Consider the following 26,989-nt stretch of genomic DNA (forward strand, 5'->3'; position numbering starts at 1 on the left):
AATCGGGGCGTCATTTTATAAAAAATGCCTCAAATTTGAGGCATTTTTAATTATATTTCTAAATTAATTAATTGATTTCGCATGCGTAGTTGCTTCTTTTGGCATCACAAACTCCACACCTGTTGGCGGATTTTGCAAAGCAATCCCTAACACTTCATCAATATTTTCCACAGGATGAATGGTTAATGCCTCTTTGGCATTTTCTGGAATTTCTTCCAAATCCTTCACATTATCTTTTGGAATTAACACGGTTTTAATTCCGCCACGATGTGCTGCGAGTAATTTTTCTTTCAAGCCACCAATCGGTAATACTTTACCGTGTAGGCTGATTTCACCCGTCATCGCCACTTCCGCTTTCACAGGATTACCTGTTAAGCAAGATACAAGTGCTGTACACATTGCAATACCTGCACTTGGACCATCTTTTGGCGTTGCGCCATCTGGCACGTGAATATAAATATCACGTTTTTCGTAGAAGTCTGGATTAATCCCCAAGGCTTCAGCACGAGAGCGAACAACAGTCATTGCTACTTGAATAGACTCTTTCATCACGTCACCAAGTGAACCAGTAAATGTTAATTTACCTTTACCGATAACAGATGCTGCTTCAATCGTTAATAAATCGCCACCAACTTCTGTCCATGCAAGACCTGTCACTTCACCGACACGGTTTTGTGTATCTGCACGTCCAAATTCAAAACGTTTCACGCCAAGATAATCGACAAGATTTTTGCTATCTACATCTAGGTGTTTAAGTATTTTATCCACCAACAGATTTTTCACCGCTTTGCGGCAAATTTTCGCAATTTCACGTTCAAGGTTACGCACACCCGCTTCACGAGTATAGTAGCGAATGATATCTAAAATTGCATCTTCGTGAATAGTTAATTCTTTTTCTTTTAAGCCATTACGTTCCATTTGTTTTTTAACCAAATGGCGAGTCGCGATATTTAATTTCTCATCTTCGGTATAACCAGAAAGACGAATCACTTCCATACGATCTAATAATGGTGCTGGAATATTCATGGAGTTAGATGTCGCCACGAACATCACATCAGAAAGATCGTAATCTACTTCTAAGTAATGATCATTAAATTTAGTATTTTGTTCTGGATCTAACACTTCCAATAACGCTGAAGCAGGATCACCACGCATATCCGATGACATCTTATCGATTTCATCGAGCAAGAATAATGGGTTTTTCACCCCTACTTTTGCCATTTTTTGCATAAGTTTACCTGGTAACGCACCAATGTAAGTTTTGCGATGCCCACGAATTTCAGCTTCATCTCGTACACCACCAAGCGCCATACGGATATACTTACGTCCTGTCGCATTTGCAATAGACTGCCCAAGAGAAGTTTTACCTACCCCTGGTGGTCCTACTAAGCAGAGAATTGGACCTTTAATTTTATTTAAACGTGCTTGTACTGCAAGGTATTCTAAAATACGTTCTTTCACACGTTCTAAACCGTAATGGTCGCTATCTAATGTCGATTGCGCTTTCGCAAGATCCTTTTTCACTTTGCTACGTGCATGCCATGGCATCTGAAGCATCCAATCAATATAAGAACGGACTACTGTTGCCTCTGGTGACATTGGTTGCATCATTTTAAGTTTTTGAACTTCTGCTAATGCTTTTTCTTTTGCATCTGCAGGCATTTTTGCCGCTTCAATTTTACGGTTTAATTGTTCAACTTCTTCTAATGGGCTAAATCCGTGTTCACTATCTTGACCCAGCTCTTTTTGTAATGCTTTAATCTGCTCGTTGAGATAATAGGTACGCTGATTCTTTTCTACTTGTTTTTTCACTTCATCTTGAATACGTTTTTCAACTTGAAGGATATCTTTTTCAAAAATCATCATACCAAGCAGCTGTTGTAAACGATCGTAAACTTTTGGTTGATCCAATAATTGTTGCTTACGCATTACATCAATTGGCATATGGACAGACATAGTATCTGCAAGGCGATCATATTCTTCAATATTCGCAAGTGCCGTCATGACATCTGGCTGAATTTTCTTATTCAATTTAGCATAACTATCAAACTCTTGTTTTGCTAAATTTGCGAGCACTCGCATATCACTTTCTGCTGGTACAGTAAAATCGTTTTCTAATGGAACGGCTACTGCACTTAAACAATCGTCTTCATCTGTAAAATCACGTACATAGGCACGTTCTACCCCTTCGACCAATACCTTTACGGCACCGTCTGGCATTTCTAAATGCTGGATAATATTTGCGACGATCCCAATCTGATATAAATCATCTACTTCTGGATCATCAATTTCTGCATCTTTTTGTGCAACGAGAAAAATCTGTTCATCTTTTTTCATCGCAGCGTCTAATGCATTGATAGATTTTTTGCGTCCAACGAAGAGTGGCATCACCATATAAGGGAAAACAACCACATCACGTAATGCCAAAACTGGCAAACGTTTTTCTTGCATTTGATTTTCTGTCATTTTTTTTCTCAACACTATTCTATAAATCGTTTCTAAGATAGGGGATTTATTTAAAAATTCAAGGCTTTTCGGGTTATATTAATGAACTAATTATTTTAACGATAAGCAGATATGAAAAAAGCCGTCATTACAAGACGGCTTTTAAGAATTTGATGGCGGAGGAAGTGAGATTCGAACTCACGGAGGGCTACAAACCCTCGCCGGTTTTCAAGACCGGTGCCTTCAACCACTCGACCATTCCTCCGTAGAAAGCGAGGTGAATAATAATGGCTTTCTCTAATTAGGTCAAGCACTTATTTAAAAAAAATTATCATTCCCTCGTTTTTTAATCAATTTGATTATTCCTTGATATTTTAGCGTATTTTGTTTGATCGCTTACCCGCGTTGTGCATTTTTCATAATACGTTGTTTTGCAACTTGCCATTCACGATCTTTAATTGTGTCACGTTTATCATGCAGTTTTTTACCCTTCGCGACACCAATTTTAATTTTGGCCCATGCGCCTTTCCAGTAAAGCGAAAGTGCGACAATTGTAAAACCGTCACGATTGGCTTTACCAATTAAGCTATCAAGTTCACGCTTATTTAAAAGTAATTTACGAGTACGTGTTGGATCGCAAACTACATGTGTTGAAGCAACACTTAACGGCTGAATAGTTGCACCAAATAAATAAGCCTCACCATTTTTAAAAATGATATAGCTATCGCTAATATTTGCTTTGCCAGCACGCATGGATTTAACTTCCCACCCCTGTAACTCTAAGCCGGCCTCAATTTCTTCTTCAATAAAATAATCGTGTCTTGCCCGTTTATTTAAGGCAATCGTATTTGATCCCACTTTTACTTTTTTCTTTGCCATAATATCTACTACTCTATTAATTTTTTAATTTTTAAAATTATTCGCATTGTACTGAAAAAGCGCCCCTACCACAACGACCACCGATTCAAATATAAAAAGGACGTTTCGCAATAATGATTTATAACAACATTGAAACAGAAGAAAGTCATTTTTTAACTTGTATCCCCTGCCTCATCATTATATAGTGAGTTCATATACTCATGCCATACCAATATAATTGATTGATTTTACGGGAAGTTATTGAATGAAAACAGATATTGAAATTGCACAAAACACCCCTGCTCGTCCAATATTAGAAGTTGCCCAAAAATTACATATTTCTTCTCAAGATTTAGAATTCTATGGCAATAACAAAGCAAAAATAAGTTACCGTTTCATTAAAGAAACTGAAAATCGTGTTAATGGTAAATTAATTCTCGTTACAGCCATGTCTCCTACTCCCATGGGAGAGGGAAAAACGACAATGTCTGTAGGTCTAGCAGATGGACTTGCTCAGCTTGGAAAATCTGTTATTGCAACACTCCGTGAACCGTCTTTAGGTCCTGTTTTTGGTATGAAAGGGGGGGCGACAGGTGGTGGCTATGCACAAGTCATTCCTATGGAAGAAATTAATCTTCATTTCACTGGTGACCTCCATGCAATCAGTGCGGCAAATAATCTTCTCGCTGCGATGTTAGATAACCATATTTTCCAAGGAAATACCTTAAATATCGATCCACGAACTATTACATGGAAACGTGTATTAGATATCAATGATCGCCAATTACGCAACATCGTTAGCGGATTAAATGGTAAAAATAACGGTGTTCCTCGCGAAGACGGCTTTAATATCACAGTTGCCAGTGAAATTATGGCAATCCTATGTTTAGCAAAAGATTTAGATGATTTAAAAAAACGTATCGGTAATATTGTCCTTGGTTATACATTCAATGGAGATGTTATTCATGCTCGTGAATTAAATTGTCAAGGTGCAGTATCTACCCTTTTAAAAGATGCCCTTAAACCAAACCTTGTTCAAACCTTAGAGGGAACCCCTGTTTTCATTCATGGTGGACCTTTTGCTAACATTGCCCATGGCTGCAATTCTGTTATGGCGACTCAACTCGCCTTAAAACTTGCAGATTATGTTGTGACTGAGGCTGGTTTTGGCGCTGATCTTGGTGCTGAAAAATTCTTAGATATCAAATGCCGTGAGGCAAATATTAAGCCTGATGCTTGCGTTGTTGTCGCCACGATCCGTGCCTTAAAATATCATGGTGGTGTAACACGAAATGAGTTAGAAAAAACGAATCTTGATGCTATCCGTGAAGGCATTAAAAACTTATCGCGTCATATCGATAACCTTACTCAAGTATATGGTTTACCAACTATCGTTACTATTAATCCATTCCCAAGCGATACCCAAGAAGAACTTGATCTGGTGCGTTCTCTATGCCAAAAAGAAGGCGTGCAAGTTATCGTCAATAAAGCATGGACGAAAGGAGGTAAAGGCGCTACTGCACTTGCAGAGGGAGTCATAAAACTTTGTGAAGAAAAATCACATTTCCAATATGCATATGCTTGCGAAGAGCCAATTATTGCAAAAATTGAAACGATTGCCCGCAGAATTTATCGCTGTCATGAAGTTATCTTTGATAAAAAAGCATTAGATAAAATTTCTAAGTATGAACAACAAGGTTTTAAAGACTTACCTATTTGTATCGCAAAAACCCCATACAGTTTTTCAAGCGATGCGACCTTACTCGGTGCACCTATAGATGCTAACCTTTATGTAAATGATGTTAATCTCTGTGCGGGTGCAGGATTCATCGTCGTACTAACGGGAAATGTACTCACTATGCCTGGGTTACCAAAAGTCCCTGCAGCTGAAAGAATTGATATTGATAATAATGGAGTAATAACTGGATTATCTTAGACCACATAAAAAATCTCGCATAAAGCGAGATTTTTTATCAGCAATTCTCTTGCATGAGAAGCGAGCGATTTATATAGCGTTGTCGTAATCCAATTACCATAAAAACAGCTGGGATTGTTACACGATATGCAGGTCCAATCACTTCCGCCATGGTGCATAGTCGTAACATCGTCCATCTGATACCACTATTCAAAAGTGTCATGGTACGATTAATAAAGGTATTATTCGCTACATCCATCATGCTACGCCCGATAAATGTTTTTAATACCGCATTTACGATTAAAATAACCAATTTATAAGAATAAATATCGCCGACACTTAGTATCTTAACGAAAAACTCCACTAAATTAGCAGATGTGACATGACATGAATATTCAATCTCACAACTTTGAGCAATAGCATCTCGTTCAGATCGCGTCATATTATCGAAAGTTTTTTCTAAAACCCGCTCTAAAAGATGATATTCAATATTTTCTGTCGATGATTTTTGATCGGAATTTACCTTAAATCGATCACAAACATTACAAAGGATTTGTTTATAGAATGCACCTGTTCCATTGCGAAATAGTGTTGCAAAAGCATTTGCACCCAAACATTGTAATTCTTCAGCAATCCGTTGCCAGTATTTAGAATAATTTTCACCATAATCGGCGACTTCGTCAGAAGTGGAAAGTGTTTCTGTTAATCGCTTATCGCCATCTTTATCATAAACAAGTACGTTATAGAGTTCCTGCAATTCCTGATTGGTAAGAAACTGTAAAAATTCCAAATCTTGATCCTCAAGATAAGACATTTTTTATCCTTTATTGTAAAAAATTATCCTGAATTGGGATAATACTAAAACAGGATAATAATCACAAGCTAAATTTTTAAGCGATTGTGATCCCCTTGAAAACTATTTACAAAGAGCGTTATCGTTCCATAATTCAAAAACTTATTGCTCGTCGCAAAGAGTTAAATCTGACGCAGCAACAAATTGCGGCTAAATTAAATAAACCGCAATCTTACATTGCTAAAATTGAAGGTTTTGAACGAAAACTTGATGTTCTGGAGTTTATAGAAATCTGTGAAGCCATCGAGCTTGATCCTTCAAGCGTCTTACATGATATTTAACGAAAAATCTCGCTTTTTAGCGAGATTTTCCTTTGCTTTTTGACGCCCCAATTTTCAAAAAATTTTATGAATTTTGAGGCGTATTATTAAGCTAAATTTATTTAATAACCTCTAAACCGCCCATGTAGCTACGTAATACTTCTGGAACAGTGATAGAACCATCTTCATTTTGATAATTTTCTAATACTGCAACTAAAGTACGTCCAACCGCTAAACCTGAACCATTCAAAGTATGTACAAGGCGTGGTTTTTTATCACCTTTCACACGGTAACGTGCTTGCATACGACGTGCTTGGAAATCCCACATATTTGAGCAAGATGAGATTTCACGATAAGTATTTTGTGCTGGAACCCAAACTTCTAAATCGTAAGTTTTGCAAGAACCAAAGCCCATATCACCAGTACAAAGTAATACTTTACGGTATGGTAAACCTAAAAGTTGTAATACTTTTTCTGCATGACCTGTTAATTCTTCCAACGCTTCCATTGATTTTTCAGGTTCTACGATTTGCACTAATTCAACTTTATCAAATTGGTGCATACGGATTAAACCACGAGTATCGCGACCATAAGAGCCTGCTTCACTACGGAAACACGGAGTATGTGCAGTCATACGGCGTGGTAAATCAGCTTGTTCTAAAATTTCACCACGTGCAAGGTTAGTCACTGGTACTTCCGCAGTTGGAATTAATGCATAAGGTTGTTCACCTTCTAATGCACGGGTATGGAATAGATCTTCACCGAATTTCGGTAATTGTCCTGTTCCATAAAGCGTTTCATGGTTAACAAGGTAAGGAACATAAGTTTCGCTATAACCGTGTTGTTCAGTATGTAAATCAAGCATAAATTGTGCGAGAGCACGGTGTAATTTAGCAATTTTACCTTTCATTACCACGAAACGAGCACCTGCAAGTTTCACACCTGCTGCGAAATCTAAACCGCCAAGATCTTCACCTAAAGTCACGTGATCTTTAATTTCAAAATCAAATGTACGTGGTTGACCCCAACGCATGATTTCTAAGTTATCATTTTCATCTTTACCAAGCGGTACTTCATCCGCTGGAAGATTTGGAATACTTAATGCGATTTTAGTAAGTTCCGCTTGAATCGCTGCTAATTTTGCTTTTGCTTCTTCTAATTTCGAGCCAAGATCATCCACTTCTTTTAATAATGGAGCAATATCTTCGCCACGCGCTTTTGCTTGTCCAATCGTTTTTGAACGTACATTACGTTCCGCTTGCAACGTTTCAGTTTCAACTTGAAGAGTTTTACGTTGCGCTTCTAATTCATTGATTTGTTCAAAGTTTAAATCAAAATTACGTTTAGTTTTTAAAAGGGCGACGACATTTGCTAAATCGTTACGCAGTAAATTTGGGTCGATCATAGAACATCCTTAATTTTTTTGTAGTATCTTCCTATTTTATCCAAAAATACCATTTATTTAAACCGTAAAAATCGTACGTTTCCTATATTTTTGTAGAAATTATCGCTAAAAATGATTCTCCCCAATTAGGCGAAGTGCTAAACTTTATACACAACAAAGGAGGACCTCTATGACTCAACCTACTCCATTCCAAATCATTCGTAATGAAATCATACATGATCCTGATAATGCTATTTTTAAAAAAGAAGGGCAAATTCCTGTATATATGGCAGATGCAAAGGCGAGGATCTTGATTATTGGGCAGGCGCCAGGAGCCGTCGCCGCAGAAAAAGGCATTCCTTTTGATGATCAAAGCGGTGATCGTTTACGTGAATGGCTAGGCGTTGATCGTGAAACTTTCTATCATTCTGGCTTGTTTGCTGTGTTACCTATGGATTTTTTCTTTAATGGGAAAGGAGAACATGGCGATCTTCCACCTCGTAAAAACTTCGCAGAAAAATGGCACCCAAAACTAATTGCGTTAATGCCTGGTATCCAACTAACTTTATTATTAGGATCATATTCCGCAAAAGCATATCTACATGGCAATTCACATTTTAAATTAACTGATGCGGTAGAAAATTTTCGTCAATATTTACCTAAATATTTTCCCCTTATTCACCCATCACCACGCAATAATATTTGGCTTGCCGAACATCCATGGTTTGGCAATGATGTCATTCCTGCTTTACGTCAGCGAGTTCAGCACATTTTAAATGGACAATAATATAAAAAGGGATCATTGGATCCCTTTATCATTGCTATTTATATCGTTTTTGATGTGATTGTGCATCTAATGCATGTAAATAATCCAATTTCTGTTTTAATTGAATCTCTAAACCTCGCTCTACAGGAAAATAGAAACGAGTATCCTTTAACGGCTCTGGAAAATAATTTTCTCCTGCGGCATAAGCATGTTCTTCATTATGTGCGTAGCGATATTCATCACCATAACCTAATTCTTTCATCAAATGTGTAGGCGCATTGCGCAAATGGATAGGCACATCATAATCTGGTGCTTCTTGCGCTAATTTTTTCGCTTCATTAAATGCCATATAAACCGCATTACTCTTAGGTGCTAACGCAAGAAATACGACAGCTTGCGCAATCGCACGTTCTCCCTCAGCAGGACCAACTCGGGTAAAACAGTCCCATGCATTAATGGCTAATTGCATTGCACGGGGATCGGCATTACCAATATCTTCTGAGGCAATCGCTAATAATCGACGTGCTACGACTAGCGGATCGCCACCAGCGGTAATAATTCTTGCGTACCAATAAAGCGCAGCATCTGGCGAAGAACCACGGATAGATTTGTGCAATGCAGAGAGAAAATCATAAAAACGATCCCCACCTTTATCAAAGCGAGCTTGTCGTTCGCCCAGCACTTCCGTCAAAAGTGTGCGGTCAATTACTTTTCCGTATTTTGTTTCATCTGCATGATCAACCAATAATTCAAGATAATTTAATGCCGCACGTGCATCCCCTGCAACATACTCGGCTAAAACATCTAATGCATCATCTTGAAAAATAAGTTTCTCATTGCCAAGCCCACGTTCTTTGTCCGCTAAGGCTTGTTGTAGCGCTTTTAATACATCTTCTTTTTGCAGAGGTTTTAAAATATAAACACGAGCGCGTGAAAGTAATGCATTATTTAATTCAAACGATGGATTTTCGGTAGTCGCTCCGATAAAAATAATCGTGCCATCTTCAATATGAGGTAAAAAGGCATCTTGTTGGCTTTTATTGAAGCGATGTACTTCATCAACAAATAAAATCGTCTGCATGCCTAGTTGACGATTTTGTTTAGCGCGCTCAATCGCTTCACGAATTTCTTTTATGCCAGACGTTACTGCTGAAATGCGTTCTACTTTGGCATTAATTTTATGGGCAATAATTTCTGCTAAGGTCGTTTTACCACACCCTGGAGTTCCCCATAAAATCATAGAATGAATATGCCCACTTTCTATCGCACGATAAAGGGGTTTTCCTTTCCCAATTATGTGCTGTTGCCCACAATATTCTGCTAACGTACGTGGTCGCATGCGAGCAGCAAGAGGTTGAAATTCATTATTTGAAAAATCTAAACTTAAGTTATCCATCTTATCGTTGATCATCCAATACTGCCCCTTCAGGCATCACAAACTTAAAGTCTTTGCTTGCCAACGGTGCATAATTTTGATGTGTTAATTGGTAAATATTTTGCTGTCCACTTTTTTCTGTTGTAGAAAAACCAAGTAATTTGCCATCTTTAGTCACGTTAAGCGTAAATTTTTTAATAATACTTTTAGGCGACTTTGGCATAAGTGTAAAAGTATCGCCCATTTGGCTCATTGTGTAACGTTGCCAAGTCGCATGATTATTATTTGTTAAAAGTACAAATGGTGTATTATCTAATAAAGAACTCTCTTTGCGCGCCGTTACTTGTTCTACAAAGGGATCATAGAACCAAATTGTTTTTCCATCACCAACAATCATATTTTCTGGCGTAGTTTTACTTTCAAGACGAAAAAGCGAAGGGCGTTTTAATTGAATCGTTCCCGTGCTTTGTTGAACCATTTCTCCATTCGCATTTTTAAGAATTTGATGATAATCCGCGCTAAGATTTTCAAGTTTAGAAAGACGCATTTGCAATGTGCTAACAACATTTGCAGATGCCATAGTTATACTACAGGCGAACGCACACGCCACGATTTTCGTAAAAATTTTTGTCATAAGCGTTTATTCCTTCAATTTTGCTTGTTGCAAACTATTCTGATATTGCTCAATATGTTGTTTTAACGTCCAAATGTGGTTTTGTAAACGTAATAATTCGGCTCTCGCCTCTTTTTCCGTCTTATACGTCAACATTTCACCATTTTTCAATTTTTCCAATACAACTTCATCATCCTGAATTTGTTGTTGTGCAGAATAGATTTTTTGTTGTAAATCGTACTCCTCATAGGCTTGGCGATAAACTTTTTGTAATTGTGGCATTTTCGCTTTATCACAAACATAATGCATAGCTTGCCCATTTATACCTAATCGGTAAAAATTATCCTCAGTACAATAATATACCAAACCTTCTGCCCGCCCCTGTTGCCAAGCAGAAATATTTGGTCTTACGCCTGTTTCAGCACAAGCTTCAGCATGTTCCACAATGCGATCTGGATATTGCCCAAGCAATCCATCTTGATAACCGATTCCTCTCCAATCTCCACTTAGGCACTGTTCCTTTGTTAAAGATTGATAAGTACATGCACTTAAAGTAAAACACATTAAAATTAAGGCACTGACTCTCATATTTACACCACAATTACATTTTTGTTAATTCTAATCATCATTTTAAATGAGTTATGACATTTCTCTCATATGACGATCAAGTTTCGCTTCATAGTACTCTATTTTTTTCTCTAGATGTTCCATTTCCGCATGTGCTTGACGAGGCGAATAATATCCTTCGTCAACCTTACGTCTGAGTCTATCCATTTTATCTTGATAACTACGTAACTTTCGTTGTTCGTGATCGATTTGACGTTGCAAACTAGACGAATGATGACTAGAACCATATTTATATCGTGAGCATACAGAATTATAACTGTATGTGCCAAAACGTTTAATATTGTCCAGTGTACAGAAATATTTTAATCCCTCACGGCGACCCTCTTCCCATTGTCGATAATTAGGTACTTTACCTACACTGCGACAATTATCTCTGTAATCATTAAACTTACTTTTACTAGCACCCATTAATCCATCTTGGTAACCAATATTTTTCCAATTATCCGAAAAACAATCCATCGTAGATAATGAACTGAAAGAACAAGCCGACAACATAAACGGAATAGCACAAAGTGCCACTTTTTTTAAATGTGATTTCATTTTTTATATTCCTAATAGTCAGTGGATCGGGCTAATACCTCTCTTTTCCCATTCTGCATAGAGGATACAATGCCTTGTTCCTCTAGTTGATCCATGATTCGTGCGGCACGGTTAAAACCAATTCTAAAACGGCGTTGTAATGCAGAAACAGAAGTTGTGCCAGTATTTACAACAAAATCCACAACTTCATCGAAAAGCTCATCAAGATCGCCCACATCTTCACGGCTACGTACAGCGCTTTCCTCTTCTTCATCTGCATAATCTAAAATGCCATCAATATAATTTGGTTTACCTCGTGCTCGCCAGTCGTTAGCAACACGTACAACTTCTTCATCGGTCATATAAGCCCCATGAACACGTGTTAATTCTAATGCATTTTTACCTGCATAAAGCATATCCCCACGACCTAATAAGGCCTCCGCACCACCTTGATCCAAGATGGTTCGAGAGTCAATTTTACTTGCCACAGAGAATGCAATTCGAGTTGGAATATTCGCCTTAATTAAGCCAGTAATAACGTCAACTGAAGGACGTTGTGTTGCTAAAATTAAGTGAATTCCAATCGCACGTGCTTTTTGTGCAAGACGTGCTATTAATTCTTCTACCTGTTTACCCACCATCATCATGAGATCCGCAAATTCATCCACGATTACTACGATATATGGTAATTTTTCTAATGGTGGTGGCATTTTATCCATAGTATCACCTGGTTTCCAAAGTGGATTCGGAATCGGCATACCGAGTTTTTCATATTTTTCAATTTGCTCATTGTAGCCTTCGATATTACGAACGCTAAGTGCTGCTAATAATTGATAACGGCGTTCCATCTCATCTACACACCAACGTAATGCATTAGACGCTTTTTTCATATCCGTCACAACTTCTGTCAATAGATGCGGAATACCGTTATACACGGAAAGTTCTACCACTTTAGGATCGATCATGATGAATTTCACATCTTCAGGTTTGACCCTGAAGAGTAAACTTAAAATCATCGTATTCACCCCAACCGATTTACCTGAACCTGTCGCCCCTGCAACCAGTAAATGTGGCATAGAGGCAAGATCAACCACGACAGGTTCACCGCTAATATCTTTACCTAACGCCATAGAGAGTGGTGATTTTGCATCACGAAACTCATCACTATCTAAAACATCACGCAAAAATACGGTTTGTCGTTCTGCATTTGGCGTTTCAATCCCAACATAAGGTTTTCCTGGGATAACTTCCGCAACACGAATTGCAGGGAACAACAAGGCACGTGCTAAATCACTTTCAATATTTGTAATTTTTGATGCTTTCACACCTGGCTGTAATGCTAATTCATAGCGAGTAACCACAGGTCCAACAAGCACTTCTTCAACTGTTGCTTTTACACCGAAATCTTTTAATAAATGCTCAATACGTGCTGAAGTTTGTTGTAATGAAGCCTCAGTAATATTTTGTGTCGCACTTGGATGTTTATCTAATAAATCGATTGTCGGTAATGGCGTAGTCGGTTTTTCTAATACTTCCATACGTTTTTGTAATGCAGGGTGAATAAGACTATCGCCATAAACTTGATATTGAGGAATATTAGACACATCCTCAGTTTCTACTTCTTCAATAGCTGGCTGAACAACCTGTGCCTCACGTGGTGCGTAAGCATTTTGCGCTGGTTGAGTAACCTGCGTTTCACGTGGAACGTAAGCGTTTTGTGCTGGTTGAGCGACCTGCATTTCACGAGGTGCGTAAGCATTTTGTGCTGGTTGAGCGACCTGCGTTTCACGTGGTGCGTACGCATTTTGTGCTGGTTGAGCGAGCTGCGTTTCACGTGGTGCGTAAGCGTTTTGCGCTGGTTGAGTAACCTGCGTTTCACGGGGTACGTAAGCATTTTGTGCTGGTTGAGTAACCTGCGTTTCACGTGGTGCGTAAGCGTTTTGTGCTGGTTGAGCGACCTGCGTTTCACGTGGTGCGTAAGCGTTTTGTGCTGGTTGAGTAACCTGCGTTTCACGTGGCGCATAAGCATTTTGTGCTGGTTGAGTAACCTGCGTTTCACGTGGCGCATAAGCATTTTGTGCTGATTGAGTGACCTGGGTTTCACGTGGAACGTACGCATTTTGTGCTGGTTGAGTAACCTGCGTTTCACGTGGCGCATAAGCGTTTTGTGCTGGTTGAGTAACCTGCGTTTCACGTGGTGCGTAAGCGTTTTGCGCTGGTTGAGTAACCTGCATTTCACGGGGTGGGTAAGCATTTTGTGCTTGTGCTTGTGCTTGTGCTTGTGCTTGTGCTTGTGCTTGTGCTTGTGCAAAAGCATTTTGGCGTTGCGCTAATTCTGCTGCAATACTTGCAGGCGGTGTCACTCGGTGTATTTCTGAAGTTCCACTATCATTTTGATGATTATTTAAAATGGTATGTGTAGTGTTTTCTGAAATACTGCTTCCTGTTTCAACGGCAGTTTCATCATCAACAATTTGTGTTACTGGTTGATGCTCTACTTGCGTTGATTGCGAAGAAGAATGAGATTCCTGTTCTACCTCACTAACCAATGCGGCTACTTCAGGAATATCATTTAATTGGATATGAAGTGGGCTTGTCGATGGACTAGGCACAAATTCTGGTACCATTTCCTCCACTTTCGGCGAAACATTCATCGGCGCAGTAGCTGGTGCTGGAACTGCGTTCTCTGTACGAGTGCTATGCATTGATGATGCACTCTCTTCTGCGGTATTTTCAATTTTTTCATCAGTATCTTCAGCAACCTGATTTTGATTTGGTAATCGCCCAAATTTCGCAAGAACACGTTGCGCCTGAACGCGTTGACGCATTGCAATTTGTGCTTTCAATGCTTCTGCTGACATTGTTGCTGTGTTAAATTGTCGAGTCCTTGGCGGATTAATCGGATTTTCCTTTTGTGCCATTTTTACAACAGGAATTTCTTGCATTTCCCCTTCAACTACTTTTTTCGGCATAACTTCATCACTGATTTTCACATCAACAGGTTGCCCAATTTCGGCTAAATCGATCGGTGGAATTTCCTGAGTTTCGGTTGGCTCAATCATGGAAGTCGGTTGAGTTTCAACATTTGATTCAAGTACATCATCAGCGTCTTTTTGCGAAACTGCATCAGCAGTATCCGCTTGTAAAAGATCATTTATTTCGTCGCCAATTACTGTCGCTTTAGAAAAACTTTCTTGCTGTAAATGTGGGGTCACATTATCCGATACTTCATCAGATTTACTAAAAGTATTACTTTCCTCACTTTGTGCATGATTTTCTTCATGAGGAGCTAAACCACGAATTTTCGGCATAGAATGCGTAACGGGTTCAGGAATAAAATCAGTATGATTATGCGTAACCGCATGATCTTCCGTACGTTCTAATGCTGTTTTAACCTCATCCGTATCATGAATTGCATAATTTTCAGCGAAAATTGGGGCGTCATCATTCTGCTCAAGTGATACAGATTCTTCAGGCTCATTTTCCTCATCATCTTCTATATCTTCTTGCGGTTTCATCAATGCCCAACGATAAACTTTATGTGCAATTTGGCAGAACTCTAAGCCTTTGCAAAGTATAAATCCCCCAACAAGGGCGACTACGATAACTAAAAAGAAAAGCACATCATTAAGCCCGTATTTGAAAGCCTCTGCTTTAAGCCATTCCCCAAGCACACCGCCAGAAGTATAAAAATCAGAAAAATTTGAAGAAACGGGGGTAAAGGTCGCTAGACTAGTAAATCCGCAAAGTAAAAGAATAATTCCGCCTAACCAGCGAAAAGGAACCCAAATAGAGGTTGGCGCTGATTTAGCATAAATCAGCCATAATATAGGTGCGGCACAAAAAATAAATGGAATTAAATTTGCAAGCTGCCCAAAAAAAGTGAAAGACACATCTGTTAATAACGCCCCTAAACTCCCTGTAACATTTTGAACTTGATCATTCAAATTCGCTGTCGAATATCCCATGTCAAATGGATGATAACTCGTCCATGCAACAAAAAGATATAAACCAAAACCGACTAGACACCAAGCCAGAAGGCGTAAAAAAAAGAAAAATGGTGTGACTTTCACTTTCATACTAATAAACTTAAATTGATAGATTGATTTTACTTATTATTTTGCTTGTTACGCTCACCGTAGCGTTTAACTGCTTTACGAATACGTCCCGTTTTCACACGGCGTTTCGTTTGGGTTTGATCAAGTTTACTCTGCGTTTCTGGCGGTAACCCAACCAATTCACGAAGATAATTAACTTGTTTTAATGGCATCTCTTCCCAACCGCCACGAGGTAATGATTTCATTAGTTCAATATTACCATAGCGAACACGAATAAGACGGCTAACTTGAATATCTTGTGACTCCCATAAGCGGCGTACTTCACGATTACGGCCTTCCATAAGCGTAACGTTAAACCATTGGTTCATCCCTTGTCCACCAGCGGCTTTGATACTGGTAAAGTTTGCCATGCCGTCTTCAAGTTGTACGCCTCGACGTAAACGTCCGATCATTGCATCATCCACCTGTCCAAAAACACGTACCGCATATTCACGTTCTACTTCATGGCTTGGGTGCATCAAGCGATTCGCTAGTTCACCATCCGTTGTAAAAAGCAATAATCCAGAAGTATTGATATCCAAGCGCCCTACTGCGATCCAACGAGATCCAGTTAAACGTGGTAATCGATCAAAAACGGTTGCTCGTCCTTGTGGATCAACTCGTGTACAAAGCTCACCTTCTGGTTTGTAATACATTAAAACACGACACATTTCTTTTTGAGCGTGAGTAAGATTAACGACTTCACCATTAATCCGAATTTTTACACCTGAATGAACATCAACACGATCACCAAGTTTAGCCATTTTTCCATCAACACTTACGAGCCCTTTTTCAATCATCGCTTCAATTTCACGACGTGACCCTTTGCCAGCTCGAGCTAAAACTTTTTGTAATTTTTCACCTTCAACCGTATTCGTCATACTCGAGCGTGAACTCGTTCGCATTACTTTTGGAGTACGTTTTGGCATTTTTTTTTGCATTTTCATAATATTCCTTGTCGCTTTCACAAGCGTCGTTATTGGTAAAAATTATTATTCAAACGGTGCGGTATCCCCTCGTCCTACTCGTAAAATACGAATATCATCATCCGTTAAATCTACAACAGTAGTTGGTGTTGGTTCCAAAACACCACCATGAATAATCAAATCTACCTGTTTTTCTAAGCAATCCCGAATTTCTTCTGGATCGGTTTGCGTGATATTTTCTTCATTCGGCAACATTAACGAACAAGACAAAAGAGGCTCTTGTAAGGCGTTAAGCAATGCCAATGCAATATTGTTGTCAGGTACTCGAATACCTATCGTTTTACGTTTGCTGACCATTAATCGTCTTGGTAATTCTTTGGTTGCAGGCAAAATAAAGGTATAAGCCCCTGGTGTATTATTTTTTAATAATCGATAACATTGGTTATCAACTTTTGCATACTGTGAAATTTCGGAGAGATCTTCGCATAACAAGGTAAAATTATGATCCTCCGCCAATTGACGAATTTGAACTATCCGATCTACACCTTGTTTATTATTAATTAAACAACCTAACGCATAACCTGAATCGGTTGGATATACAATTACGCCACCTTTTTTCAAAATCTCAACAGCTTGCCCAATTAAGCGAGCTTGGGGATTAGTTGGATGAATGTAAAAAAACTGACTCATCATGACACCTATTTATTGATGTTTTAATATTTCCAATAATCTTTCAGGTGGCACATACCCACCAATTGTCTGACCATTGCTCATGACGATTGTTGGTGTACCTTGCACACCAAATTGAATGCCAAGATCGTATTGTTTTTTCACAATATCTGGTATCAACATTTTTTCAGGGTAGGTATTATTATTTTCTGCTTGTGTTAAGGCGTATGCAGGATCTTTAGCTCGCCAAATTGCTTCCATTTGTTGGGCTGTCATAGAATCTAGACCATTACGAGGGAAAGCGAGGTAACGCACTGTAATACCAAGATCATTATATGCTTTTGTTTGTTCAAACATCTTGTGACAGAAATGGCAACTGATATCTAAAAAGACATTAATGACATATTTTTGATGTGCTGCAGGAAATACAACCATTTCTTTTGAGAAACTGTTTAATTTTGACATCAAGGCCTGATTGGTTAAATCTACAATACCTTTGGATCCTATTTTATACATTTTGCCTTCAAGTAAATATTTACCATCTTGACTGATGTAAAAGACTCCCATATCGGTCATTGCGGTTTTTAATCCTGGGACTGGTGATGCACTGATTTCAGCATTTGTTAACCCTAATCTTTGCAACTCTTGCTGTAAAGGTTGATCCGATGCAAAACTCACACTAGAAAGTGTCATCAATGTACAGAGTGTAAGAAGTTTTTTCATGAATGAGAATCCTCTTTAGATAAAAATACAAAAGATGTACAAACATCTCAGCATTCTAGCATAAGCCGATATCACAAATGAATAAAAAGCTAATTTTTCAAGAATTTTTTATTAAGAAATAAATAAACAATATTTAAAAATGAATGGAAATATAAAATAAAGGACTGTAAAAAGGTGGAAAAATAAAAGCAGTGAAATTTCACTGCTTTTATAAGAGATTATTGATTTTTTGTTACGTAATCAATTGCAGATTGAACTGTAGTGATTTTTTCTGCGTCTTCATCTGGAATTTCAATATCAAATTCTTCTTCTAACGCCATCACTAATTCAACAGTGTCTAAAGAGTCAGCACCTAAATCTTCAATGAATGAAGCTTCTGGTTTAACGTCTTCTTCTTTAACACCTAATTGTTCAACAACAATTTTTTTCACGCGATCTTCAATGCTCATTTGTAATTTCCTATATGGTTAGCGATTAAGATAAAAAGATTGAACAATAGTTTATTTATTTTTGCTAAAGTTGCAAGTAGTTTTTCAGGAAAGCGTCCCCAATGAGGGCATTATTTTAACATATTTTGTATTTTTATTAATCTATTTTTAGTAAAAAAATAGTCTTCATTAACTGGTAAGATCTCTCGCCATAACAAACGCATCTTCTCGCCCGCCATCAGGAAGTGGGTAATAGTTTTTACGTTTCCCTTTTTCTTCAAACTGTAACTTTTTATATAAATGGATCGCTTTTTCATTAGTTACTCTCACTTCTAACCAAACTGTCACAATCCCTTCATCCTTAAGGCGTTTCAGTAACGCATTTAATAAGAAAGTACCATTTCCATGCTGTTGTGCCACAGGGTCAATAGCAATATTTAATAAGGTTGCCTCATCCAAAACTTTTTGACAAATCGCAAAACCTACAGGGTTTTCATCATCTTTTAACAATAAATTACAATAATTTTTTCCTTGGCTATTTTTAAGAATACCAAGGCTCCAAGGAACAAGGTGCGCTTTCTCCTCTATTGAGAAAATTTGCTCCATATCTTCCTCTTTTAATTCTCTAATTTCTAACATAACGTCCCTTGTTGTATTTGTTGCCATAATTGTTTTTTGGCAGAAGCTGTTTTAAGTAATTGTTCAAAGTTAGGTGTTTGCCAAATAATGCAATCTGAAAAGGCTTTTTGTATAGCAGTAATATTTTCTTGATTTGCACCTAAAAACCAAAAAATAACAGAATGCGATAAGTTTAAATTCGTCGTTAAATCAAAACTTAAACATAAGCAATTTTGACTCGGCATATCCAATACGCATAAAACATCTTGTATAAATTGTTCCGCTTTATCCAATGTTTTCTCAGCCACCAGCACTAGTTGTACATTCTCAGCAATAGGCATGTTAGCGATTCCACGCAATGTATTGGGATGAACCAATTCCCATTGTGGGATCCCCATTTGATAAAGCATTTTATCGCGTCGTGATGGCTTTGGCATGTTCTCTCTCAACATAAAATTATTTTTCACTTTATTATGGCTTGCATTGTAAAGATTTCTTGCTTTTTCCTCAAATTTAAATAACGCTCTCTCCTCTTACATTGCTTTTCCTTATAATCTCCGTACAATACCGTCAACTTTAAATTATGCTTTAACAATAGGTTTGATAATGAATATTTCCCCTGAAAGCCAAGTACTAGAACGCCACTTAGATCTATTAAATCAAGGTTCGGTACTTTTTGCAGGTAATGTCACTGATAATTTCCCACAACAATTAAAATCACAAAAAATCCCAACACATGTTTGGTCATGGTATTTTGACTATGCCAAAGATTTCAGCGAAGAAGCCTGTACTTTTGGAAGTAACTGTTATCAGCAGGCAGATTTAATTCTCTTTTATTGGACAAAAAATAAGCTAGAAAATCAATTCCAACTCTTACAACTTCTTTCCAAAGCTCCTATCGGTCAAAAAGTACTGATTATCGGTGAAAATCGCTCTGGCGTGCGTTCTGCTGAAAAACTACTTGCACCTTATGGAGAGATTGCCAAAATTGACTCAGCGCGCCGTTGTTCTCTGTATCATTTTGAATTAACAGAAAAAGTAAACTTCAATTTTGATGAATTCTGGAAAACAACCGAATTTATACCACACTTTAACGTAGCAAGTTTGCCTGGCGTATTTAGTGCCAATGTCCTTGATGAAGGAACCAAACTCCTCCTATCAACCTTAGATAATCGCCATTTCTTTGGGGATATTCTCGATCTTGGATGTGGTGCAGGGGTAATTGGTACCTATATCAAACAAAAATTCCCTAATATTCATCTCGTCATGAGCGATATTCATGCCATGGCACTTGAAAGTAGCCGCCGCACTTTACTCATCAATAATTTAATGGGCGATGTCATCGCAAGTGACGTTTTTTCCCACATTGAAGGAAAATTCGATGTCATTCTCTCAAACCCGCCTTTCCACGATGGGCTTGATACCGCTTACCGTGCAGTAACAGCACTTATTACGCAAGCAAAATGGCATTTAAAAGAAGGCGGAGAATTGCGTATTGTGGCAAATCGCCATTTACCTTACCCTGATCTACTCGACCAGCATTTTGGTAGCCATGAAGTGCTTGCCAAAAATAATAAATTTGTAGTGTATTCGGTGCATAATTAATGCAATATCACGCCCCAATTTTCGTAAAAAATTATACGAAAATCGGGGCGTGACTAAATTTCCTAATGCGAAATGGGCACGGATAGATTATAATTTAGCACTGTTTTTACAACTTTTACGACTTTTTACAGGAACATAACGATGTTAATGGAAAAAATTGGCGATTCGGCGAATAGCCTCGCTTCTCGAATTCTCCTCGGTTTTATTGCGGTTACTTTCGTCTTAAGTGGTGTTGCGGGATACGTATTCTCACGTACGGATACCTATGCGGTCAAAGTAAATGGTCAAGAAATTTCTCAACAAAGTTTCCAGCAACGCTTCAATAATGCATATCAAGAAATTAGCCAACGTCTTGGCAATCAATTTGCTGCGGTTGCAGACTCACCTGATTTTAATAAAAATTTACGTAACAACGTACTAAACCAATTAATTGATCAAACTTTACTTAATCAATACGCTGATCAGTTAAAACTTGGTATCAGTAAACGTCAAATTGAAACAGCTATCGTTATGAATCCAGAATTTAAACAAGATGGTAAATTTAATAACGATCTTTATCTTCAAGTCTTAAAAATTAATGGTTTAACCCCTGATTACTACGCACATATCGTGTATAACAATCTTCTATTAGGGCAATTACAAAACGGGATTCTTGGTTCTAACTTCGTTGTTCCTGCTTTAGCAGATACCCTTGCGAAAAACTTCTATCAAACCCGTCAAATTCGTGTAGCAAACATCTCAACTGACGCAATTATGAATAAAATGCCAGTTACAGATGCTGAAATCAAAGCGTATTATGATGCACACCAAGCCGAATTTACTGTACCAGAACAAGTAAAAGTACAATATATTGATTTAACACACCAAGATGTCGCGAAAAATATCAATGTAACCGATGTTCAGGTTGCACAATATTATCAAGATAATCTTGCACAATATACCCAACAACGTGTTGCTCATATCCAAGTACCAACCAAAGAAGAAGCAGATAAAATTTATCAAGAACTACTAAATGGTGCAGACTTTGCTACTCTCGCAAAAGAATATTCTAAAGACACTCTTTCTGCGAAAAATGGTGGTGATTTAAGTTGGATCACTCCAGGAATGATGCCGAAAGCATTTGAAGATGCTGCAATTCAATTAAAAGCAGGACAATTCTCTTTACCAGTTAAAGTGGATAACGCCTACCACATCATCAAAGTTGAAGAAGAAAAAGTTCAACCACTTTCTGATGTAAAAGATGAAATTGCAACAAAACTTCGTAACGAATTGGCACTTAATGCTTTCTATAGTACAGAGAAAAAATTAAGTGATACCGCATTCGGCACAACAGACAATCTTGATAGCGTAGGCAAAGAATTGAACTTACCCGTTCATGAAACTACCCTATTCTCTCGTCAAGACGTACCTGCAGCCTTAAATTACGGTAGTGTTGTAACCGCATTATTTAACTCAGACATCACGCAAGGTGGCATGAATTCTGAAGCAATCAGTGTTGGCGATCAACATTCTATTGTTGTACGTGTGCTTCAACACAAAGCAGCGGGCGTTCGTACTCTTGATGAAGCAAAAGCAGACATTACGCATTTAATTCAGCAACAAAAAGCGCAAGCAATTGCATTCCAAAATGCAGAAAAAATTGCCACTGACTTGAATGCCAATAAACCAATGCCTGCGGATGTACAATTTGGTAAAGATGAAACTCTTTCATTCAGCAATACAAGCCAACCTGATTTAACGCAAGCTGTTTTCGCTCTGCCAAAATCAGATAAACCAATGTATTACGCTGTGAAAATGCCAGCGGGCGAAGTGAAACTTGTCGAACTTGAAAAAGTAACCGATCCAGCACTTACCCCTGAACAACAAAAAGCCTTTACCCAACAAGTGCAACAAGCCAAATTAATGGCACTCAACACTTTACTCGTAAAAGCATTACGCGAACATGCTGAAATCAAAGTCAACAAAGACTTCATGCAAGCAGAATAAACGTAAAATAAAAACAACATAACAAAAAAGCGATCGGAAGATCGCTTTTTTTATATCAATTTTATTAATCAATCAGTTTTGAAACAGTATTTTTAATACGCTCAAAATAACTCAACTCTCGAATCGTGATTTCTACCTCATGATGACATTGCGAACATTCCTTAGAGGAAAAAATCACATCTCCCCGTGCTATACACGCTTTCTCAAACCCACAATTCGGGCAAACCATCACATAGTGCTTATTCGGCGGTAAGGGGATCATTTGGGGCTCCTTAAGTTAAAATCAATAATGTCCAACCACTACAATTTATTACAAATTTCTAAATTAATCGCAATAAATTCTTCCCATGTATAATCTTTTGCAAAGTGTGTTTTATACATATCCTCGACCCTACAGATAAGAGGGCGGTTTTGATAAATCTTACACAATTTCGTTTCTTCATCAAAGTGCCGACACGTCCCATCACCACGATCTAAATAGGCAGTTAATTCACTTTTGCTGACATAGTGGCAATACTATATTATATTCAGAAATCAATATTTATAAGAACTATTAATCTATATTTTCTAACCAATTTCGAGTACTATCCATATTCCCTAATTCAAATGGGAGCTGGATATTCCGCCGTTTGCATTCTTCCGCAAGAATATGAGATTTTTCAAATTCTGTATCTGCTTTACTGAGACTATCCATAAATATTTGTAATTGCTCTATATCCATATTAAATTTCAGTTTTGTGAGTTCTATTAAGTAGCGATCTAACTCTGTATTTATTCGCTGTATTTCTTTCACTTGTAACTCATAGGGACTTTGAAATTTTGCGAGAAACTCCCAAATTTTTCGGGTAATATCACTATTACTAATGTAATATCCGAATGCCAGTGTCATCAAACCAGTAACCAAAGTACCAATAAAGGCAGCAAAAGCATCCCCAAATGGAAAAGTAAAAATAGGCGCTAAATAGGCTGTAATAAGGGAACCTGTAACGACAGCAATAGCCCCCGCTAACATATTTAAACAAGCTAAAAATATTTCCTTTGCACTTAAATTATCAGGATTAAAAAAGATAAGTTTTATAACGCCTACCACTGTATTCCACATTTCTCGGCAAATTTTAGCGATCATTTTCTCAGTAGTAAGGAAAATATTCAGAAGTGTCGTCGTTATACTTGAAAAAACTCCACTTATTAAGCCATCTTTAAAATTGGCTAATAAGTCCGAAAAACGTGATTTTATACGATCCCAAATATTGGATAACGTCAAACCAACATCTCTTAAAAATTCACCAATATAGAAATTTTCTTTATGTTTTTTAGAAATAACAGGAATTTGTTCTTTCAATTCGAACCAGGTTTCCGCCATAACTAATCCCAATGCCTGACGCAGACCAAGTGCTATACCTTGTCTAGCAGCAGCTACTGTAGTTTGTTTAAAAAATTTACTGCTTGAGTAATAAGCTACATTAATCTTATATTGCTGTGCATTACGTGCTTTTTGATCAGCTTTTCGCATTTTATCAATATCACATCTTTCTAGGTTTTCTAAATGCTCTTTATCTTTACGAATGGCATCTTTGACCTTTTGTTTTTGGTAGCGTTCTTGGGGTGTACTTTCAGGCATATTTTTCAACTTATCCTGATTTTTCTGGATAGCTACTCGTTTATTTGCTTTCATTTCTGGCAATTTTTCAATGAACTCTGCCATTGTTAAATTGCTTTTTTTATTATTAACATAAGATTGAGTAAAAACGAGATTTTCCTTCATTACTGATAATTCTATTGGGCTAACTTCGGCTAAATAAGCCCCTGCATCATTATGAAGTTCCGACGTAGAGACCACATGATCCAGTTGCTGATCTTTACCTAAATTTTTTCCACTTTGATAACCATCCACATGTTCAGTATATTTTCTTTCCGTACTTTGATGTGCCACTTTCTTAAATTCAGGATCATTGTGGTATCGATCTACTTTATAACTCGTTCCATCTGCTAATATTTTTGTTTCCTTATAATCTGGTCGATTTTCAAAACGCTGTTTTTCCTGTTCAGTTGCGTAAATACCAGCTCTTACATTATGAATTGTGTCAACATCTCCACCTTTTTTATCTTCAAATAGTAAAAAATCTAGCCCAAAACTCGTCGCAAGTGATTGCACAACAGTACGTTCTAATTCTTTAGAAAAGTCTAGTTTTTGATTCATAAGTCATCCTGCATCCCATAAATACAAAATAATTTATATAAGCTATTGTACACTAATATATTTTTATATATTAATTATTTATAAATTTCTTTCTATAATTATCATTTATTATATATAATCCATCCTTGTCAGTAATTAATTTTTCTTCCTTATTCTCTATTACAAAAATAGGAGTAGTAAACATGGATACTAATAAATCGACCATTGCTCTACCATTACCAACCAATTCAATTTTTGAGTTTTCTAAATTCTTTCTTTCATCCTTATTCATTTCATTTATTTCACGTAAAATTGATACATATTTTTTAAACTCCGTATACTGACAAATCAAGATACTCACCACTTGTACTAGATATAAATTAATTTCATATAATTTTTTAAAAATACTATCACATTTTTCTATTGCTTTTTTTACATCTTTAATATAGTTTCCTACATTCTTTCTCTCTTCTTCTTTATATTTAGAATAAGATAATAAAGCCCCTATAACACCACCCCATAAAGCTCCTTTAAAAACTTTCCAAACTGGTGATGGAATAATTACTTTGCATAAAGGAATATCAACTATATCTATATTAATATTTGAAGATAAATCAGTATACTCTAATTGGTCTAATAAATTGGCTGCTAGCTTACTAAATTCGCATATTTTAGATTCTGTTTTTGATTTTAATTTGTGAAAAATTCTATAAATTACAGTAATATTATTATTCGTTTTATTTATTACTTCATCTAGTCCTGTTTTAATTTGCTGATATTTTCTCTTTTCCTGTTCTATTATTTGTTCTGAAGATAAAACATCACGAGAAATTTCAATCGTAATTAATCTATTATTGTAATGGGATAGAGACGAACACGTTTCATCATTTTGGATATAAAAAATAAACTCTCTCACAAACCTCTGTAATTTTCGTGAACTTTGTGGGTTCTTTTCAATTACTTTACTATCTAGATGATTTTCTATGTTTTCAAAAAATTCTAGTGCTCTCTCTAATCTATGCAATTTATAAGGTGATTCTAATTCAAACATCATAAATACTCTCTCTTATAGCCTGGTTCGTGCAAAATTGTACAAAAAAAAAACGATTTCACAATTTTAGTTTTTGTTTTATTGAGCTAGATCATGGTGATTTTTTTGACAAATTTTATAGGTTGGGAAAAATTTTCTCGTCTTTTTTTTCAATTTGTGATATAAAGCGCAGTGTTATTTTGAATGGTTCAGAATAACTTTTTTTTAACTCTAAAACACACGCATACCGAGCGGGTAAAACGGGGTGCCAAACGGTCGTTTTACTTGGTATGTGGAGGCTAAACCCAAACTTTAAAAAGGAAAAAATCATGGCACAAGTTACTATGCGTGAAATGCTTCAAGCTGGTGTTCACTTCGGTCACCAAACTCGTTACTGGAATCCAAAAATGAAACCGTTCATCTTTGGTGCTCGCAACGGTGTTCATATCATCAACCTTGAAAAAACTGTTCCAATGTTCAATGAAGCATTAGCAGAATTAACTCGCATTTCAGCAAACGGCGGTAAAATTTTATTCGTTGGTACTAAACGTGCAGCATCTGAAGCTGTAGAAAAAGCAGCTAAAGAATGTGGTCAATTCTACGTAAATCACCGTTGGTTAGGTGGTATGTTGACTAACTGGAAAACTGTTCGTCAATCAATCAAACGTTTAAAAGAACTTGAAGCTCAAGCACTTGACGGTACGTTCGACAAATTAACCAAAAAAGAAGCGTTAATGCGTACTCGTGAAATGGAAAAACTAGAAATGAGCCTTGGCGGTATCAAAGATATGGCTGGCATCCCTGATGTAATTTTTGTAATCGGTGCTGACTACGAACATATCGCTATCAAAGAAGCAAACAATCTAGGAATTACTGTATTCGCAGTTGTGGATACTAACGCAAGTCCAGATGGCGTTGACTACATCATCCCAGGAAACGATGATGCAACTCGCGCAATCAACCTTTATGTAGATTTCGCAGCTAAAGCTGTGAATGAAGGTCGTCAAAACGATGAAACAGTAACTGAAGAATTAGTTGCTGATATCGTTAAAGACGCAGAATAATAAATTGTGGGGGCAACCCCACTTTTTATAGAGTCGTCATATAACTTTA

The 26,989-nt window shown here is 37.2% G+C and carries 22 protein-coding genes, 1 tRNA gene and 3 pseudogenes; 6 read left to right on the top strand and 20 right to left on the bottom strand.

The genetic code is table 11. The features are described from left to right. Positions 1 to 63 precede the first annotated feature (63 nt). The 3 genes from lon to smpB all read right to left on the bottom strand — a co-directional run bounded on the left by lon (position 64) and on the right by smpB (position 3,324). A complete protein-coding gene (lon, locus tag EL259_RS01165; RefSeq protein ID WP_126598234.1) occupies positions 64 to 2,466 on the bottom strand; it encodes an endopeptidase La in 2,403 nt (800 codons plus the stop codon). Positions 2,467 to 2,619: 153 nt separating this feature from the next. Beyond that, positions 2,620 to 2,710, bottom strand: a tRNA-Ser gene (locus tag EL259_RS01170). Between the two features lie 131 nt (positions 2,711 to 2,841). Further along, a complete protein-coding gene (gene smpB / locus EL259_RS01175; protein WP_126598236.1) occupies positions 2,842 to 3,324 on the bottom strand; it encodes an SsrA-binding protein SmpB in 483 nt (160 codons plus the stop codon). Between the two features lie 244 nt (positions 3,325 to 3,568). Here smpB and EL259_RS01180 point away from each other — a divergent pair, with 244 nt between their 5' ends. Continuing rightward, positions 3,569 to 5,239, top strand: coding sequence for a formate--tetrahydrofolate ligase (locus tag EL259_RS01180; protein ID WP_126598238.1), 1,671 nt, complete (start codon positions 3,569 to 3,571; stop codon positions 5,237 to 5,239). Between the two features lie 37 nt (positions 5,240 to 5,276). Here the strand turns inward: EL259_RS01180 and EL259_RS01185 are convergent, their stop codons facing one another. Next, positions 5,277 to 6,032 carry a DUF3944 domain-containing protein gene (locus EL259_RS01185; RefSeq protein ID WP_126598242.1) on the bottom strand — a complete coding sequence of 252 codons (756 nt, stop codon included), beginning with the start codon at positions 6,030 to 6,032 and terminating at the stop codon, positions 5,277 to 5,279. 95 nt (positions 6,033 to 6,127) lie between these two features. Here EL259_RS01185 and EL259_RS01190 point away from each other — a divergent pair, with 95 nt between their 5' ends. After that, on the top strand, positions 6,128 to 6,352 hold the full coding sequence (locus EL259_RS01190) for a helix-turn-helix domain-containing protein (protein ID WP_126598244.1): 225 nt from the start codon (positions 6,128 to 6,130) through the stop codon (positions 6,350 to 6,352). Between the two features lie 97 nt (positions 6,353 to 6,449). On the opposite strand, the gene serS is transcribed toward EL259_RS01190, so the two are convergent. Beyond that, positions 6,450 to 7,736 carry a serine--tRNA ligase gene (gene serS / locus EL259_RS01195; protein ID WP_126598246.1) on the bottom strand — a complete coding sequence of 429 codons (1,287 nt, stop codon included), beginning with the start codon at positions 7,734 to 7,736 and terminating at the stop codon, positions 6,450 to 6,452. 169 nt (positions 7,737 to 7,905) lie between these two features. Here serS and EL259_RS01200 point away from each other — a divergent pair, with 169 nt between their 5' ends. Then, positions 7,906 to 8,502, top strand: coding sequence for a uracil-DNA glycosylase family protein (locus tag EL259_RS01200; protein WP_126598248.1), 597 nt, complete (start codon positions 7,906 to 7,908; stop codon positions 8,500 to 8,502). A 34-nt stretch (positions 8,503 to 8,536) separates the two neighbouring features. Here EL259_RS01200 and EL259_RS01205 read toward each other — a convergent pair whose 3' ends face one another. The 12 genes and pseudogenes from EL259_RS01205 to EL259_RS01255 all read right to left on the bottom strand — a co-directional run bounded on the left by EL259_RS01205 (position 8,537) and on the right by EL259_RS01255 (position 19,513). Beyond that, positions 8,537 to 9,877 carry a replication-associated recombination protein A gene (locus tag EL259_RS01205; RefSeq protein WP_126600800.1) on the bottom strand — a complete coding sequence of 447 codons (1,341 nt, stop codon included), beginning with the start codon at positions 9,875 to 9,877 and terminating at the stop codon, positions 8,537 to 8,539. A 1-nt stretch (position 9,878) separates the two neighbouring features. Next, the gene (lolA, locus tag EL259_RS01210; protein WP_126598250.1) at positions 9,879 to 10,490 is read right to left on the bottom strand and encodes an outer membrane lipoprotein chaperone LolA; all 612 of its coding nucleotides are present in this window, start codon (positions 10,488 to 10,490) and stop codon (positions 9,879 to 9,881) included. Between the two features lie 6 nt (positions 10,491 to 10,496). Beyond that, positions 10,497 to 11,057, bottom strand: a complete 561-nt coding sequence (locus EL259_RS01215; protein WP_126598252.1) for a DUF2799 domain-containing protein — start codon at positions 11,055 to 11,057, stop codon at positions 10,497 to 10,499. A 51-nt stretch (positions 11,058 to 11,108) separates the two neighbouring features. Beyond that, positions 11,109 to 11,591 carry a DUF2799 domain-containing protein gene (locus tag EL259_RS01220; protein ID WP_172594201.1) on the bottom strand — a complete coding sequence of 161 codons (483 nt, stop codon included), beginning with the start codon at positions 11,589 to 11,591 and terminating at the stop codon, positions 11,109 to 11,111. Between the two features lie 56 nt (positions 11,592 to 11,647). Further along, a pseudogene (locus EL259_RS08730) lies at positions 11,648 to 13,201 on the bottom strand (DNA translocase FtsK); the annotation flags it as partial. 1,959 nt (positions 13,202 to 15,160) lie between these two features. Further along, positions 15,161 to 15,694: pseudogene (locus EL259_RS08735) on the bottom strand (DNA translocase FtsK 4TM domain-containing protein); the annotation flags it as partial. 29 nt (positions 15,695 to 15,723) lie between these two features. After that, entirely contained in the window at positions 15,724 to 16,659 is a 936-nt protein-coding gene (rluB, locus tag EL259_RS01230) for a 23S rRNA pseudouridine(2605) synthase RluB (protein ID WP_126598257.1), read from the bottom strand. A 45-nt stretch (positions 16,660 to 16,704) separates the two neighbouring features. After that, on the bottom strand, positions 16,705 to 17,328 hold the full coding sequence (locus EL259_RS01235) for an L-threonylcarbamoyladenylate synthase (RefSeq protein WP_126598259.1): 624 nt from the start codon (positions 17,326 to 17,328) through the stop codon (positions 16,705 to 16,707). A 12-nt stretch (positions 17,329 to 17,340) separates the two neighbouring features. Next, positions 17,341 to 18,030: a bifunctional protein-disulfide isomerase/oxidoreductase DsbC gene (gene dsbC / locus EL259_RS01240; protein ID WP_126598261.1), complete on the bottom strand. Its 690-nt coding sequence runs from the start codon at positions 18,028 to 18,030 to the stop codon at positions 17,341 to 17,343. Positions 18,031 to 18,248: 218 nt separating this feature from the next. Beyond that, the gene (gene acpP, locus EL259_RS01245; protein ID WP_126598263.1) at positions 18,249 to 18,479 is read right to left on the bottom strand and encodes an acyl carrier protein; all 231 of its coding nucleotides are present in this window, start codon (positions 18,477 to 18,479) and stop codon (positions 18,249 to 18,251) included. A 168-nt stretch (positions 18,480 to 18,647) separates the two neighbouring features. Beyond that, positions 18,648 to 19,097 carry a ribosomal protein S18-alanine N-acetyltransferase gene (gene rimI, locus EL259_RS01250; protein WP_126598265.1) on the bottom strand — a complete coding sequence of 150 codons (450 nt, stop codon included), beginning with the start codon at positions 19,095 to 19,097 and terminating at the stop codon, positions 18,648 to 18,650. After that, positions 19,091 to 19,513, bottom strand: coding sequence for a DNA polymerase III subunit psi (locus EL259_RS01255; protein WP_172594202.1), 423 nt, complete (start codon positions 19,511 to 19,513; stop codon positions 19,091 to 19,093). Before EL259_RS01255 ends, rimI begins: the two co-directional genes overlap by 7 nt. Before the next feature lie 169 nt (positions 19,514 to 19,682). Here EL259_RS01255 and rsmC point away from each other — a divergent pair, with 169 nt between their 5' ends. Both rsmC and ppiD read left to right on the top strand, forming a co-directional pair. Next, entirely contained in the window at positions 19,683 to 20,681 is a 999-nt protein-coding gene (gene rsmC / locus EL259_RS01260; protein WP_126598269.1) for a 16S rRNA (guanine(1207)-N(2))-methyltransferase RsmC, read from the top strand. Positions 20,682 to 20,822: 141 nt separating this feature from the next. Continuing rightward, on the top strand, positions 20,823 to 22,667 hold the full coding sequence (gene ppiD / locus EL259_RS01265) for a peptidylprolyl isomerase (protein ID WP_126598271.1): 1,845 nt from the start codon (positions 20,823 to 20,825) through the stop codon (positions 22,665 to 22,667). Positions 22,668 to 22,967: 300 nt separating this feature from the next. Here ppiD and EL259_RS01270 read toward each other — a convergent pair. From EL259_RS01270 to EL259_RS01280, 3 genes and pseudogenes are all read right to left on the bottom strand, one after another. Beyond that, positions 22,968 to 23,156, bottom strand: a pseudogene (locus tag EL259_RS01270) (YkgJ family cysteine cluster protein); the annotation flags it as partial. A 64-nt stretch (positions 23,157 to 23,220) separates the two neighbouring features. Beyond that, positions 23,221 to 24,867, bottom strand: a complete 1,647-nt coding sequence (locus EL259_RS01275) for a hypothetical protein (RefSeq protein WP_126598273.1) — start codon at positions 24,865 to 24,867, stop codon at positions 23,221 to 23,223. A gap of 70 nt (positions 24,868 to 24,937) precedes the next feature. After that, positions 24,938 to 25,900, bottom strand: a complete 963-nt coding sequence (locus EL259_RS01280; RefSeq protein WP_126598275.1) for a hypothetical protein — start codon at positions 25,898 to 25,900, stop codon at positions 24,938 to 24,940. Positions 25,901 to 26,205: 305 nt separating this feature from the next. On the opposite strand from EL259_RS01280, the gene rpsB reads away from it, so the two are divergent. Then, positions 26,206 to 26,940, top strand: coding sequence for a 30S ribosomal protein S2 (rpsB, locus tag EL259_RS01285; RefSeq protein ID WP_126598277.1), 735 nt, complete (start codon positions 26,206 to 26,208; stop codon positions 26,938 to 26,940). Positions 26,941 to 26,989: the final 49 nt, after the last annotated feature.

This window comes from Actinobacillus delphinicola, assembly GCF_900638385.1.
Classification (GTDB): domain Bacteria; phylum Pseudomonadota; class Gammaproteobacteria; order Enterobacterales; family Pasteurellaceae; genus Actinobacillus_C; species Actinobacillus_C delphinicola.